The organism is Georgenia sp. M64 (genome assembly GCF_038049925.1).
Taxonomy (GTDB): domain Bacteria; phylum Actinomycetota; class Actinomycetes; order Actinomycetales; family Actinomycetaceae; genus Georgenia.
Genome location: NZ_CP145809.1, coordinates 3,814,097 through 3,827,686 on the forward strand (window position 1 = coordinate 3,814,097; position 13,590 = coordinate 3,827,686).

Here is a 13,590-nt window from a genome sequence, read left to right on the forward strand (position 1 = left end):
GTCCAGTCGACGGGCGGAGACTGGGGCGCATGGACACCACGCGCACCCCGGCGCGGGGCTCCCGCGGCCCCGAGCGGGCCCCGGAGGCCCGGCTGCTGGTCGTCGACGACGAGCCCTCGATCCGCGAGCTCCTCTCGGCCTCGCTCCGCTTCGCCGGGTTCGAGGTCCTCACGGCCGAGGACGGCAACTCCGCCCTGCGCGCGGCCACGGAGAACGAGCTCGACCTCGTGGTGCTCGACGTCATGCTGCCCGACATGGACGGCTTCACGGTGCTGCGGCGGCTGCGCACGCACCAGGACGTCCCGGTCCTGTTCCTCACGGCCCGCGACGACATGTCGGACAAGGTCCAGGGCCTGACCGTCGGCGGGGACGACTACGTCACCAAGCCGTTCAGCCTCGAGGAGGTCGTCGCCCGCATCCGGGCGGTGCTGCGCCGCACCCGGCCCGAGCCGGAGGACGGCGCCGTGCTCACCTACGCCGACCTCGAGCTCGACGAGGACGCCCACGAGGTCCGCCGCGCCGGCCGCGAGGTCGAGCTCTCCCCCACCGAGTTCAAGCTGCTGCGCTACCTCATGGTCAACGCCGAACGGGTGGTGTCCAAGACCCAGATCCTCGACCACGTGTGGGACTACGACTTCGCCGGCGACGCGGCGATCGTCGAGTCCTACATCTCCTACCTCCGCCGCAAGCTCGACAACCCCGCCGCCCTCGGCCTCGACCCGGCCACCGAGCTGCCGCCCCTCATCCACACCCGTCGCGGCGTCGGGTACGTCCTGCGGCTCCAGGCGCGCTGATGGTCGGCAGCCTGCACGCACGGTGGCGGGCGGTGCCGCTCAGCGGTCGGCTCGTGGCGATCATCGCCGCCCTGCTGCTCCTCGGTCTCGCCGCGATCTCCGCCGCCACCCTCACGGCCCTGCGCGTCCAGCTCGTCAGCCAGGTCGACGAGGAGCTCACCGGCTCGGCCCGGGGCATCGCCCAGCGGGTCCTGGACCAGATCACCCGCGGCGACGGCGAGGACCAGTTCCTGCCGTCGAACTTCTTCGTGCGCATCGAGATGGCCGACGGCACCGAGCGCACCATCATCAACGACGACGTCGAGGCGAGCCTGGGCGTGCCGCGCACGCCGGCGGCCGACCTCGACGCGCTGCGCGACGCCGCCGAGCCGCTCGAGCCCGTCACGCTCGCCGGCCGGGGCACCACCGTCCCGTGGCGGGCGGTGGTGCTGCCCGTCAGCGGCCCGGACGGGCAGGTCGTCGGTGCGGCGACCGTCGCGCTCCCGCTCGCCGCCGAGGAGAAGACCCTGGCCCGGACGGCGCAGCTCGTGGGCATGGCGGGGCTGGGGATCGCGGCGTTCGGCGCGGTGGCCGCCTGGCTGGCGGTGCGCCGCTCCCTGCGGCCGCTTCGTGAGATCGAGGCGACGGCCGGGGCGATCGCGGCCGGCGACCTCTCCCGCCGCGTGCCGGCCGCCCCGCCGTCGACCGAGGTCGGGTCGCTCGCACTGTCCCTCAACGCGATGCTCGCCCAGATCGAGCAGTCCTTCGCGGCGCGGGCCGCCTCCGAGCGGCGGATGCGCCGGTTCGTCTCCGACGCCTCCCACGAGCTCCGCACGCCCCTGTCGACCATCCGCGGGTACGGCGAGCTCTACCGCATGGGCGGGGTGGAGGACGTCGAGCAGGCGATGGGCCGCATCGAGACCGAGGCCAAGCGGATGGGCAACCTCGTCGAGGACCTCCTCCAGCTCGCCCGGCTCGACGAGGGCCGCCCGCTCGCGCTGAGCCAGGTGGACCTCGCCGCCGTCGCCCGCGACGCCGTCGCCGACCTCGGCGCGCTGGCCCCGGACCGCCGGGCCGCCGTCGTCCCGCTGGCCCAGGACGACCCCGCGGCCGGGACGGGTGACGTGGACGCGGTCCCCGTCACCGCCGATGCCGACCGCGTGCGCCAGGTGGTGGCCAACCTCGTGGGCAACGTCGTCCAGCACACCCCTGCGGGCACACCGGTGGAGATCGCCGTGGGCGTGCCCGAGCCTGGCTGGGCCCTCCTCGAGGTCCGCGACCACGGTCCGGGCATCGCCGAGGAGGACGCGCCGCGGGTCTTCGAGCGCTTCTACCGGGTCGACCCGTCGCGCACCCGCAGCTCCGGCGGGTCCGGACTGGGCCTGGCGATCGTGGCGGCCGTCGTCGGCGCCCACGCCGGCGGCGTCCGGGTCCTGCCCACCCCCGGCGGCGGCACGACCGTCCAGGTCGCGCTGCCGGTCGAGGGACCGGTGCCCGCCGGGGCCGACCGCACCGAGGGCGCGCCCGCCGCCGGCCCCCTCCGCGGCACCCCCGCTGACCGCACAGGCGTTGACCACGCCGAGGGCGCGCCCGCCCAAGGCGCTCCCGCTGACCGCGCCGCCGACGACCGCGCCGCCGACGACCCCCTGCTCCGTGCGAATGACCCCTCGTGACCGAGTGAGAGCGGTGTGCGGGGCATCATCCAGCCAGCACCGACCCCACCGATCCCTCCGTGACCGAGTGAGAGCGGTGTACGGGGATCGTTCGGCAACAGAGGGATCGCTCGGCAACCCAGGGATCGCTCGCGGCCCGGGCCCACCACTGCGCACCACCCGCGGCCGGGTACCGGCGTCGCACCGACGCCACCGATCCCTCCGTGACCGAGTGAGAGCGGTGTACGGGGATCGTTCGGCAACAGAGGGATCGCTCGGCAACCCAGGGATCGCTCGCGGCCCGGGCGGCCCCTGACCTGGCACCGACTCCGGCGCGGCCCCGACCGCAGCCGCGTGCGCCGCAGCCGCGGCGCGGTCACCGCTGTGCACCGGCACCGAAGCGCGTCACCAAAGCGCGTCACGGCAGCCGCGTCACGGCTCCACCGTCACCACTCCCGCGACGGAGGCAGGATCGTGCCCGGGTTGAGGTTGCGCCCCGGGTCCACCCCACGCAGCAGCGCGACCATGACGTCGGTGCCGGCCTCGGAGATGTCGTCGGCGAGCCAGCGCGCGTGGTCGGTGCCCACGCCGTGGTGGTGGGAGATCGTGGCGGCGTTGTCCATGAAGGACTGCTGCACCGCGTTCTTCACGGTCCAGTACTTCTCGAGCTGGGCGTCGGCGTCGGTGGTGCCCGGCGGGAACGCGAAGGTGAAGTACAGGCACGCACCGGAGTGGTAGCTGTGGGAGAGGTGGCACATGATGAAGCCCTTGACGCCGATCTCGTCGAAGGCCGCCTGCGCCGCTCGGACCGTGCCCGAGTGGACGTCCATGAGCCGCGACCACGGGGCCGCCGTCTCCGAGACGTCCGCCACCCCGCCGACGTCGAGGAGGAAGTCGCGGATGTAGGGCGTGTCAAACTTCTTCTGGTCGTACAGGGCGCCGGGGCCCGTGCCGAGGCTGATCCCGCCGTGCCTCTTGACGATCTTGCCGACGAGGGCCTTGTTGCGGCGCACGAGGTCCTTGCCGCCCTCGTAGCCGATGTAGGACAGGCACGCGTTGCTCAGGTCCCACCCGCGCCGCTCCAGCACCGCGAACAGCGCCTTGGACACCTTGCCCTTGATCCCCTTCGACCTCTTCTGCGTCGACAGCGAGAACTGGGTCTCGTTGGCGTCGGACACGCGGGTGACCGACGGGGTCGCGTCGGAGGAGGCGATCTCCTGCATGGCCGCCATGCCCGCCGCCCAGGACGGGAAGAGGTAGGCGATGATCTCGCGGTTCTCCGGCACCCGGTGGACGTTGACCCACGCCTCGGTGATGACGCCGAGCCGGCCCTCCGAGCCGAGGATCATCTCGCGCACGCTGGGGCCCGAGGAGGTGCTCGGCAGCGGCCGCAGGGCGACGACCTTGCCCGGCAGCACCACGCGCAGACCACGGGTGATGTCGGCGATGTCGCCGTACTTGTCGGACTGCATGCCCGACGAGCGCGTCGCGATCCACCCGCCGAGGGTGGAGTGGCGGAAGGAGTCCGGCTGGTGGCCCATGGTCCAGCCGCGCGCGCCGAGCTGGTCCTCCATGTCCGGGCCGAGGACGCCGGCCTGCACGCGCGCGAGGCCGGCCGCCTCGTCCACCTCGAGCACCCGGTTCATCCGACCGAGGTCGAGCGAGACGATGGTGCGCGCCTCCGCGGCGGGCGGCGTGAGCGAGCCCGAGATGTTCGACCCGCCCCCGAACGGGATGAGGACGGCGTCCGCCGCGACGACGGCGTCGACGACCGCGCGCACCTGGTCCTCGTCGGCCGGGTAGACCACGACGTCGGGCACGCGGGGCAGGTCGCCCGCGCGGACGCGCACGAGGTCGGCCAGGCCCTTGCCGTAGGTGTGGACGAGCCGGTCCTCGTCCTCGACGACGACGTGGCCGTCCCCGACGGCGCCGCGCAGGACGGTGGCGAGGTCCTCACCGAGGCGCGAGGCCGGGACGGCGATGTCGCTCAGGGCCGGCGGCGGGTTCCCCGGGGCGTGCAGGTCGATGCCGACCCGGTCCAGGACGAACGGCGCCAGCTTGGGCTTGTCGCGGTGGTTGAAGGCAATGCCCTCCTCGCCCCAGCCCCACCACTTCTGGTGCCGAACTCCGTTCACGAAGCCTCCTCCTGCTGCGCTCGCGGCTGGTCGGGGCGTTGCCCGCCCGCGCCGTCGACGTGGTCGTCCTCCCCGCCGGGGACCACGTGGTCACCCAGGACGTACGGGGTCTGCATGGTGAGCATCGCGCGCACCCGGGCGGCCACGCGGTCGTTGAAGTCGCGGGCCTTCTCGCCCGGGCGGGGCCGCATCGGCCGGCCCACCAGCAGCCGGATGGGCGGGCGGCCGGGCTTCGGCCAGCTCCGCCCGACGGGCATCGCGTCGTGCGTGCCGATGAGCGCGACGGGCACGCACGGCACGTTCTCCTTGATGCACAGCGCCGCGGCGCCGGGCTTGAAGGCCTTCATCACCCCGTCCCGCGCACGGGTGCCCTCGGGGAAGATGAGGATCGGCACCCCCTCGGCGAGCAGCCGCTGCGACATGCCCTTGCCCTTGCCCTGGCCGGTGCGGTGCACGGGGTAGGAGTTGAAGAACAGCCCGGTGAGGAACCGCCGCCACCACGTGTTGAAGAAGTAGTCCGCCGCGGCCGCGACCGCCAGGCGCCTCGTGACCCGGTAGGGCAGGCGCGTGACCAGGACGGTGGCGTCCATGTGGCTGGAGTGGTTGGCGACGACGACGAACGGGTCGGTCAGCCCCTCGAGGTTGTCCGCCCCCTCCACCGAGGTCGAGGTGAACGTCCCGACGATCCCACCGAGGATCCACCGCTGCGCGACGAACCGGGCCCACCGGTGCGTCACCGACCGGAAGCGGGTGAGCTGCTCCATCAGCGCCTCCTCAGCCGGACGATGCGCGCGGCCACGAACCGGACCGCGGGGCGCGGGGCGTACTGGGCGAGGAAGGCGAGCACCTTGTACCGGTGCGACGGCGTGGACCGGGGCCGACCACGCTCGACGTCCGCGAGGCACTCGGCGACCACGCGCTCGGGGTCGAGCCACAGCACCTCGGGGATCTTCGAGCGCGAGACCCCGGCGCGGTCGTGGAACTCGGTGCGCACCCACCCCGGCAGCAGCGTGGTGACCTGGACGCCGGAGCCCTCGAGCTCGAGGGCGAGGGCCTCGGAGTAGCTGTACACCCACGCCTTGAGGGCGGAGTAGGCGCCCATGGCGATGAACGCCTGGACCGAGCCGACGTTGACGATGACGCCGTGGCCACGCTCGCTCATGACACGACCGGCGGCCCCGCCGAGGTGGAGGACGGCGCGGACCATGAGGTCGAGCGCGTCGTCGTGCTCGGAGAGGTCCTCGCCCAGCAGCGGGCTGTGCAGGCCCCGGCCGGCGTTGTTGATGAGGATCTCCACCGGCGAGGTGGGGTCGACCAGGCGCTCGACGACCGTCGCGACGTCGGTGGTCTCCGACAGGTCCGCCCGGATCGTCTCGACGTCGACGCCGTATCGCCAGCGCAGCTGGTCGGCGGTCTTCTCCAGGCGGGCGGCGTCGCGGGCGACGATGACGAGGGGGCAGCCGCGGGCGGCCAGGGCGTGGGCGAAGGCGAGGCCGATGCCCGAGGTGCCGCCGGTGACGAGGGCACGGCCGTCGAGGACGCTGCGACCGCCCGCCGGACGTGCGCCCTCGCCGGCCGGACGTGCGCCGCCGTCGGTCGGACGTGCGCCGTCGGCCCTGCCCCGCTCGGTCATGCCCTCTGCGCCCCCTTGATGCTCCGCAGGACCGGCGAGAGCCGTCCCTCCGCGGTGGTGGTCCAGGCGTGGACCGGCCACCGCCGCGCACTGGCGTACCGGTACAGGCTGGCGTCGGGGTTGACGGCGTTGGGGTGGCCGACGACCTCGAGCCACGAGCGGTCCGCGTAGCTGTCGCCGTAAGCATAGGACTCGGCCAGGTCGACGCCGCGCTCACGGGCGTAGCGCCGCAGCCACGCCGCGCGCGCCTCGCCCACCAGCGGCGACGCGGCGAGGTGCCCGGTCCAGCGGCCCTCGGCGTCCTTCTCCATGCTGCCGGCCACGATCTCGTCGAACAGGCCCGCGAGGGGCTCGACGAACACGTCGATCTCCCCGGTGACGAGCACCGTGCGGTGCCCGGCGGCGCGGTGCGCCTGCACCCGCTCGACCGCCTCGGTGAGCAGGCCGCGCCGCAGGGAGGGCTCGACGACGCGGGCGACGACGCCGCGCAGCTCCTCCTCGGCGATGCCCTCGTAGCGCCGCATGAAGGTGCGGATGAAGTCCGAGCGGTCCCGGCGCTCGGCGCCGAGGTAGCGCGGGCCGAGGGCGAGGAGGTTCGCCAGCGAGCCGGGCCAGTGCCGCACCGGCTTCGCGGCCAGCTCGATCCACAGGTAGTGCTCGACCAGGGTGGCCGCGGCGATCGTGCGCTGGAGGTCGAAGACGGCGACGACGTCGGTGCGGTGGGGCAGCGCCGGCGGCGGGCCGCCGGCGTCCTTGGACCGGCGGTCCCGCATGAGCCCGGGCACCCCGGGGATGTGGACCTCCTGGAGGTAGTGCTGCCAGTCGATCTCCGTGACGTCGAACCCGTGCTCGCCGCGCCGATCGGCCGGCAGGCCGGCGTGGAGCGCGCGCGTGCGGGCGTCGTCGAAGATCACCTCGGTCTGGGTGTACGGCTGGTACAGGGAGGTGAACTTGCGCAGGGTGCCCAGGTCGCGACGCGCCTTGTCCAGGGTCGACATCCACCCGCGGGTGCGCTGGTTGGCGGGCAGCCGGCCCAGCGCCTTGTCGGCGAGGTCGACCGCCCTCTCGCGCCGGCCCAGCGCCCGCTCGACGGCGCCGGTGTGCGGGAAGGACCACGAGGGCACCTGCACGTGCGCGCCCTCGGCGTCCTTGAGCGGGTGCGCCTCGAAGTACTCGCGCACGAGGCGGTACAGCCGCCCGATGGGCAGCGGGTTGGTGATGCCCGAGGAGACCTGGAAGAACTGCGGCTCCCCGGCCGGGGCGGGCGCGGCCGCCGCGGCCAGGATCGCGTTGACGACGAAGTCGACCGGGATGACGTCCAGGACGGTGTCGGCCAGGGCGGGGAACTCCGGCAGCAGACCGCGCCCGTAGGCGGCGATGAGCGGGTCGGCGACCTTGAACCCGTCGATCCAGCCCGGGTAGGGGTGCTTGAGGGAGGACTCGATGATCGTCGGGCGCACCACCGACAGGCGGTGCCCGGCGCCGGCCCAGAGCTCCTCGGCCACCCGCTCACCCAGGGCCTTGGTGAACGTGTAGACGTCGGTCCAGCCCAGCGACTGGGCACGCGTACGGCCGGCCTCGACGAGCTCGGCCCGCACCCACTCGCGGCGGGCCTCCTCGGCCGCCTCGGCGACCGCGGCCGCACCCGCGCGCCGGTGCTGCGCCTGGGCGTCGTCGAGCAGGTGGCGCAGGACCTCGGGACGGCGGGAGGCGGCCTCGGCCTCCTCGCGGGCCAGCAGGGCCTGCGTCTGCTCGAGGTCGCGGTCGACGTCGTGGTCGAGGGGACGCTCCTCGGCGACCCCCTTGCGCAGGCCCGCGACGTAGGCGGTCGAGACGTGGACGACGTGGGGGTCGCCGCCCGCGGCGACCAGCGCCTCGTAGAGCGAGACGGGTCCGCCGACGTTCGCGGTGAACGCCTCGTCGATCGGCAGGTCGAAGGAGACCGTGGAGGCGGAGTGGAGGACGACGTCGAGGTCGCCGGGCAGCGGGGGCAGGTCGCCGAGGTCGCCGGAGATGACGGTCACGCGCTCGGCGACGGCGGCCGCCGCGGCCTCCTCGCCGAGCTGGGCACGCCAGGGGCGGAAGACGGGCTTGCGCAGGAGCTTGTCGACCCGGGCCTGCGCGGACAGCTCGCCGCGCGGACGGACGAGCACGCTCACGCGCGTCGTCGGGTAGGCGGAGAGGAGCTTCTCCAGGACGGCCTGGCCGACGAAGCCGGTGGCCCCGGTGAGCAGGACGTGGGCGCCGTCGAGCGGTTTGGACATTCCGCAGACGATACCGCTGTGCGCCGGGCGGGCCGACCGTGACCGTGCCACGGTCAGCACGTGGAACGTCTCACGCCCGGAGCGTCCACCCCTGGTTTGACGGGGTCCCCCATCGGTCTACGATCGGAGGTTGCAGTTGTTTCCTGTCACCGACGAATCCAGGAGCCATGGGCGTCACCGACGTACCGCAGTGGTTGCCCGCCGCGTTCATCCGCAGCGTTCTCGCCGCCGGTGCCACGGCACCTCGGGAGGAGATCGAGGCCACCTGCCGGCGGCTCCTCGATCGCTGGGCCGGGCCGGACCGTCGCTTCCACAACGTCAAGCACCTCATCGACGTCCTCGCCCGGGTGGACGAGCTCGCCGAGGAGACGCACGACCCCGACCTGGTGCGGCTGGCGGCGTGGTACCACGGAGCGGTCTTCAGCTCCACGGCGACGAAGGCGTACTCCCGCAGCGGCGGGGAGGACGAGGTCGCCTCCGCCGACCTCGCCACCGAGGAGCTCCTCGCCCTCGGCGTGCCCGAGCGCACCGTCGACCGCATCGCCGAGCTCATCGTCAACCTCAAGCGGCACGAGGCGGCGGTGCGTGACATCGACTGCCTGGCGCTGTGCGACGCCGACCTGGCCACCCTCGCGGCGGACCCGCAGCGCTACCGCGCCTACCGGCGGGCCGTGCGGGAGGAGTACGCGCACCTGCCGGTCAGGCACTACGTCGAGGCGCGCAGGAGCATCGTCTCCAAGCTCCTCGCACGCCGGCACCTCTTTCTCAGCCCCATGGGCGCACAGTGGGAGGACCGGGCGCGGGAGAACCTCACCGCCGAGCTCAACCGGCTCGACGCCGAGCTGGCCACGCTCGGCGAGGCGATGCCCGAGGAGTCGGTGACCGCCGCCGAGGCCGCACAGGGCGAGGTCTTCGACGAGAGCCACCCGGTCCGTCGTGACAGCGCCTCGCACGTCTTCACCGCCACCCACGGCACGACCGAGCGGACGGCCGGTCCGTACGACGGACCGGCCGAGCGCCACGCCGCGGAGCGGCACCCGGCACCGGCTCCCAGCGCCGACACCCCGGCGGTGACCGCCGCCGCTGCCGCGGAGACCGCGGCCGCTGCCGGCAGCGGCGATCGGGCGGCAGACGCCGCCGACAGCCCGGCGCGTGCACGTGCCTCCTCCCTGGAGTCCTTCCCGGACGACCTCGACGGACGCCGCGACGGTGCGGCCGGCGCGACGCGGGCCGGCCGCGAGCTCATCGCCCGCACCTCGCGCGAACGGATCGAGGAGGCCGTGCGCCACGGCGCCGAGCGGGCCGAGCGGGACCGCCGTCAGCGCGAGCGGCTCGTGTCCGCCCGTGCGGCGCGCGAGGCCGCCCAGCCGTCCCGGACCGAGCGGGTCGCCGACCGTGGCGCCCAGCCGCTCGACCCCTCGGGCGCGCTCCTCACCGCCGCCACGCCCGCGGAGGCCGGCGATGCCGGGGCCCAGCCCGCGTCGGCCACCCCGGTGGAGCAGCGCTCGGCGGTGGACCGGGTGCCCGAGGAGATCGAGCCCGACCCGGTGACCGGGGTGCTGGAGCGCCCCGACGCCACCCCCCACAGCGGCATCGAGCGGGAGCCGGAGCTCTTCGGGCACCGCCGGGACCGGCGCAGGGACCGCCACCGCCGCTGACGTCGGCCCGCGGGACCCGTTCCGCCGAGCCCGTCCACCGGTCGACGTCGCGGGCCCGCGTCCACAGGCCCGCCGTGCGCCGCCAGGGCTCGGTGCCGAGCCTGCCTAACGTCGGCCGTGGACGCCCGCACCCGGTGGGCGGGGTGGACGGTGAGGGTGACGATGTCGAGATTCCAGGTGGACAGCACGGAGGTCGCCCGAGCGGCCGCGCTGACCCGCGCCAGCACGGCCGTCATCCGGGACGAGGTGACGGCGATGATGGCGCACCTCTCCGCGCTCCAGGCCGGGTGGACGGGTGCCGCGGCCGCCGCGTTCGCCGGGTGCGCCGAGAGTTGGCGGGCGACGCAGACGCAGGTGGAGCTCTCCCTCGAGCAGGTCACCCAGGCCCTCGACACCGCGTCGCGGACCTACGCGGAGGCGGAGGCGAGCGCGCAGAGCCTGTTCCTGCGGTGAGCGGACCTGTTCCTGCGGTGAGCGGACCTGTTCCTACGGTGAGCGGGCCTGTTCCTGCGGTGAGCGGGCCGGCGCCGCGGTCCGTACGATCGCGAGGTGGCCGTCCTCGTCGATCCACCGCAGTGGCCGGCCCACGGCACCCGCTGGGCCCACCTCGTCTCCGACGCCTCCCTCGTCGAGCTCCACGCCTTCGCCCGGGCGGCCGGGCTGCCGGCGCGGGCCTTCGACCTCGACCACTACGACGTGCCGGCCGAGCGGGTGGCGGACCTGGTCGCCGCCGGGGCGGACCAGGTCGCGGCCCGTGAGCTCCTGGCCCGGCTCACCGCCTCGGGGCTGCGGGTGCGTGGGGCCGACCGCGACGCGCTCGCCGCCGCCCGCCGCCGGGACGACCTCGTGCGCCGCTGGGCGCGCCTGGCGCCCGAGCTGCCGGTCGGGGCGTGGATGCCGGCCGGCACCGACCTGCTCGGCCGGTGGGCGGAGCCGCACCGCGGCTACCACGACCTCGGCCACCTGCACGAGGTCCTCGTCCACCTCGACGTGCTCGCCGAGAGCGGCGAGCGGTTCGGGCGGCCCGCGGTCCTGGCCGCGTGGTTCCACGACGCGGTCTACCGCGGCCGTCCGGGACAGGACGAGGCCGACTCGGCGGAGCTGGCGCGGGCCGAGCTCGACGCCCGGGGGGTCGCGGCGGCCGACGAGGTCGCCCGGCTCGTCCGCGTGACCGCCGCCCACCTGCCCGACGTGGCAGACAGCGACGCCGCGGCGCTGTGCGACGCCGACCTCGCGGTCCTGGCCGCCTCGCCGCGCCGCTACGCCCGGTACGTCGCCGGGGTGCGGCGCGAGTACCCGCACGTCACCGACGAGGACTTCCGGCGGGGGCGGGCCGAGGTCCTGCGGCGGCTCCTCGGGCGCGGGCACCTGTTCACCACGACGACCGGCCGGCGCCGCTGGGAGCGTCCCGCCCGGGACAACGTCGCGCTCGAGCTCACGTCGCTGGAGACCCACCGCTGAGGACCGGCTGCCCGATGGTCCCTGGCCCCCCGGCCGGCCGGGCCGGACGATGGAGAGGTCAGGTCGGCAGGGCCGGACCGGCGCGGCCGGACCGGCGGGCGGGGAGGAGCAGAACGGTGGCACACACGTGGAAGGTGCAGATCGACCTCTTCAACGCCAGCGAGGTCCGCTCCGACGAGCCCCTCACCACCGCCCACGCGGCGCTGACGACGTCCGCGGGGACGACCCTCAACGGGTACGGGCGCGCCAGGCGCAACCCCGGTGACTCGGACGTGCCCGAGATCGGCGAGGAGCTCGCCGCCGCGCGAGCCCTGCGCGACCTGGCGGACCGCCTGCTCCGGGCGAGCTCGGACGACATCTCCGCCCTGGAGCACCACCGGGTCCATCTCGCCCGGTAGGTCTCCCGCCCGCCGCGCTCGCGGCCCGGGCGCGCGTCGCCGGGTTCCCCCCTAGGCTCCAGGAGCCGACAGCGAGAGGGGCAGCCGTGACCGGAACGACGTCCGTGACCGGGACGACGAGCGTGGGGCTCACCGAGGCGGTCGACCCGCTCGTCGTCGCCCTGGACGTCGGCTCGACCGGCACCCGCGGCGGCGTCTACGACGCCACCGGGCGCCCGGTGCGCGGCCTGCGCCACAAGGTGCCCCACGGGTTCACCACCCGGCCCGACGGCACGTCCGAGATCGACCCGGCCCAGGTGCTGAGGGAGGTCGCGGAGATCCTCGACGCCCTCGACGACAGTCGGCTCGGCGCCCGGGTCCGGGGCGTCGCGCTCGACACCTTCGCGGCCAGCCTCGTGGGTGTCGACGCCGCCGGGACCGCCGTCACGGCCTGCCTGACCTACGCCGACTCGCGCAGCGCCGCCCACGCCGCTGCCCTGCGCCGCGAGCTCGACGTCCGCGCGGTCCACGACCGCACGGGCACGATGATCCACCCGTCGTACCACGCACCCCGGCTGCGGTGGCTGGCGGCCACCGCACCCGACGTCGTCGTGCGCTCGTCGTCCTGGTGGTCCCTCGGCGAGTACGTCTACCACCACCTTCTCGGCACGACCGCCGTCGGCACCTCGACGGCGGCGTGGACCGGCCTGCTCGACCGGCGGACCGGCGCCTGGGACACCGAGCTGCTCGAGGCGACCGGGACCGACCCCGAACGGTTCTCCGCCGTCCACGACCCGGGCGTGCCCCTGACCCCGGCGACCGGCGAGGTCGCCCGCCGGTGGCCCACGCTTGCCGGTGCCGTGTGGTTCCCTGTCGTCTCGGACGGGTTCGCGAGCAACGTCGGCGCGGGCGCCGTGGACGCGACGTCGATCGCGGCGGCAGCGGCCACCTCGGGGGCGCTGCGCGTGCTCCTGGACGCCCCGCCGGAGACGGTCCCCGACGGGCTGTGGAGCTACCGGGTCGACGCCGGGCGCTCCCTCCTCGGCGGCGCGCTCAACGACGTCGGCCGCGCCGTGACCTGGCTCTCCGAGACCCTCCGACTCGACGGCGCGCAGGGCGCCGTCCTCCTCGCCGAACCCTCCGCCACCACCCCTCTCGTGCTGCCCTACCTCTCCGGGGAGCGGGCACCGGGCTGGGCCGGTGACGCCCGTGCCGTCCTCACCGGCGTGGGAGCGGCCACCACGCCGGACGACCTCTACCGCGGCACGCTGGAGGGCGTCGCGCTGACCTACGCCCGGGTGGCCGACCTCCTCGCACCGGCTGCGCCGGACGCGGACCGGATCATGGCCTCGGGCCGCGTGGCCAAGGACCTGCCCGAGTGGCTCCAGGTCCTCGCCGACGTGCTGGGTCGGCCCGTCACGCACGTCACCGCCCGGCGCTCGACCCTGCGGGGCACCGCACTCCTCGCGCTGGACGTGCTCGCCCCGGCGGTGGCGAGGTCGTCGCCGGAGACCGGGGCCACGTACGAGCCCGTCCCCGGACGTGCCGGGTACTACCGCGACCGCAGGGGGCGGTTCGAGGCGCTCTACGACGCGCTCGTGCGGGGCTGAGGGGTCCGCCGCGACGGCGGGCGCGAC

11 protein-coding genes are annotated in these 13,590 nt (G+C 74.9%); 7 read left to right on the top strand and 4 right to left on the bottom strand.

Features of this window, described 5'->3' with window-relative positions; genetic code table 11:
• Nucleotides 1-29: 29 nt before the first annotated feature.
• Together AAEM63_RS16945 and AAEM63_RS16950 are read left to right on the top strand one after the other, a co-directional pair.
• Entirely contained in the window at nucleotides 30-794 is a 765-nt protein-coding gene (locus AAEM63_RS16945; RefSeq protein ID WP_341359394.1) for a response regulator transcription factor, read from the top strand.
• On the top strand, nucleotides 794-2,446 hold the full coding sequence (locus AAEM63_RS16950) for a HAMP domain-containing sensor histidine kinase (RefSeq protein ID WP_341359395.1): 1,653 nt from the start codon (nucleotides 794-796) through the stop codon (nucleotides 2,444-2,446). Before AAEM63_RS16945 ends, AAEM63_RS16950 begins: the two co-directional genes overlap by 1 nt.
• Before the next feature lie 425 nt (nucleotides 2,447-2,871).
• Here the strand turns inward: AAEM63_RS16950 and AAEM63_RS16955 are convergent, their stop codons facing one another.
• From AAEM63_RS16955 to AAEM63_RS16970, 4 genes are read right to left on the bottom strand one after another with little or no spacing between them, the layout of a single operon-like run.
• Nucleotides 2,872-4,560, bottom strand: a complete 1,689-nt coding sequence (locus AAEM63_RS16955; protein ID WP_341359396.1) for an FAD-binding oxidoreductase — start codon at nucleotides 4,558-4,560, stop codon at nucleotides 2,872-2,874.
• Nucleotides 4,557-5,324, bottom strand: coding sequence for a lysophospholipid acyltransferase family protein (locus AAEM63_RS16960; protein WP_341359397.1), 768 nt, complete (start codon nucleotides 5,322-5,324; stop codon nucleotides 4,557-4,559). The genes AAEM63_RS16955 and AAEM63_RS16960 overlap by 4 nt, the downstream gene beginning before the upstream one ends.
• On the bottom strand, nucleotides 5,324-6,193 hold the full coding sequence (locus AAEM63_RS16965) for an SDR family oxidoreductase (protein WP_341359398.1): 870 nt from the start codon (nucleotides 6,191-6,193) through the stop codon (nucleotides 5,324-5,326). Before AAEM63_RS16965 ends, AAEM63_RS16960 begins: the two co-directional genes overlap by 1 nt.
• On the bottom strand, nucleotides 6,190-8,457 hold the full coding sequence (locus AAEM63_RS16970; RefSeq protein WP_341359399.1) for an HAD-IB family hydrolase: 2,268 nt from the start codon (nucleotides 8,455-8,457) through the stop codon (nucleotides 6,190-6,192). The genes AAEM63_RS16965 and AAEM63_RS16970 overlap by 4 nt, the downstream gene beginning before the upstream one ends.
• 167 nt (nucleotides 8,458-8,624) lie before the next feature.
• Here AAEM63_RS16970 and AAEM63_RS16975 point away from each other — a divergent pair, with 167 nt between their 5' ends.
• From AAEM63_RS16975 to AAEM63_RS16995, 5 genes are all read left to right on the top strand, one after another.
• Complete coding sequence (locus AAEM63_RS16975; protein ID WP_341359400.1) at nucleotides 8,625-10,115, top strand: hypothetical protein; 1,491 nt, start codon at nucleotides 8,625-8,627, stop codon at nucleotides 10,113-10,115.
• Nucleotides 10,116-10,292: 177 nt separating this feature from the next.
• On the top strand, nucleotides 10,293-10,568 hold the full coding sequence (locus tag AAEM63_RS16980; protein WP_341359401.1) for a WXG100 family type VII secretion target: 276 nt from the start codon (nucleotides 10,293-10,295) through the stop codon (nucleotides 10,566-10,568).
• Between the two features lie 96 nt (nucleotides 10,569-10,664).
• Nucleotides 10,665-11,576, top strand: coding sequence for a DUF4031 domain-containing protein (locus tag AAEM63_RS16985; protein WP_341359402.1), 912 nt, complete (start codon nucleotides 10,665-10,667; stop codon nucleotides 11,574-11,576).
• Between the two features lie 116 nt (nucleotides 11,577-11,692).
• Nucleotides 11,693-11,974 carry a dsRBD fold-containing protein gene (locus AAEM63_RS16990; protein ID WP_341359403.1) on the top strand — a complete coding sequence of 94 codons (282 nt, stop codon included), beginning with the start codon at nucleotides 11,693-11,695 and terminating at the stop codon, nucleotides 11,972-11,974.
• 86 nt (nucleotides 11,975-12,060) lie between these two features.
• Nucleotides 12,061-13,563 (top strand): gluconokinase, encoded by a 1,503-nt coding sequence (locus AAEM63_RS16995; protein WP_341359404.1) that lies wholly within the window; start codon nucleotides 12,061-12,063, stop codon nucleotides 13,561-13,563.
• Nucleotides 13,564-13,590: the final 27 nt, after the last annotated feature.

What these genes read in the sequence shown, in the direction of transcription:
- AAEM63_RS16945 (WP_341359394.1), top strand. Translation starts at nt 30, where the DNA reads ATGGACACCACGCGCACCCCGGCGCGGGGCTCCCGCGGCCCCGAGCGG.
- AAEM63_RS16950 (WP_341359395.1), top strand. Translation starts at nt 794, where the DNA reads ATGGTCGGCAGCCTGCACGCACGGTGGCGGGCGGTGCCGCTCAGCGGT.
- AAEM63_RS16960 (WP_341359397.1), bottom strand. Translation starts at nt 5,324, where the DNA reads ATGGAGCAGCTCACCCGCTTCCGGTCGGTGACGCACCGGTGGGCCCGG.
- AAEM63_RS16965 (WP_341359398.1), bottom strand. Translation starts at nt 6,193, where the DNA reads ATGACCGAGCGGGGCAGGGCCGACGGCGCACGTCCGACCGACGGCGGC.
- AAEM63_RS16970 (WP_341359399.1), bottom strand. Translation starts at nt 8,457, where the DNA reads ATGTCCAAACCGCTCGACGGCGCCCACGTCCTGCTCACCGGGGCCACC.
- AAEM63_RS16975 (WP_341359400.1), top strand. Translation starts at nt 8,625, where the DNA reads ATGGGCGTCACCGACGTACCGCAGTGGTTGCCCGCCGCGTTCATCCGC.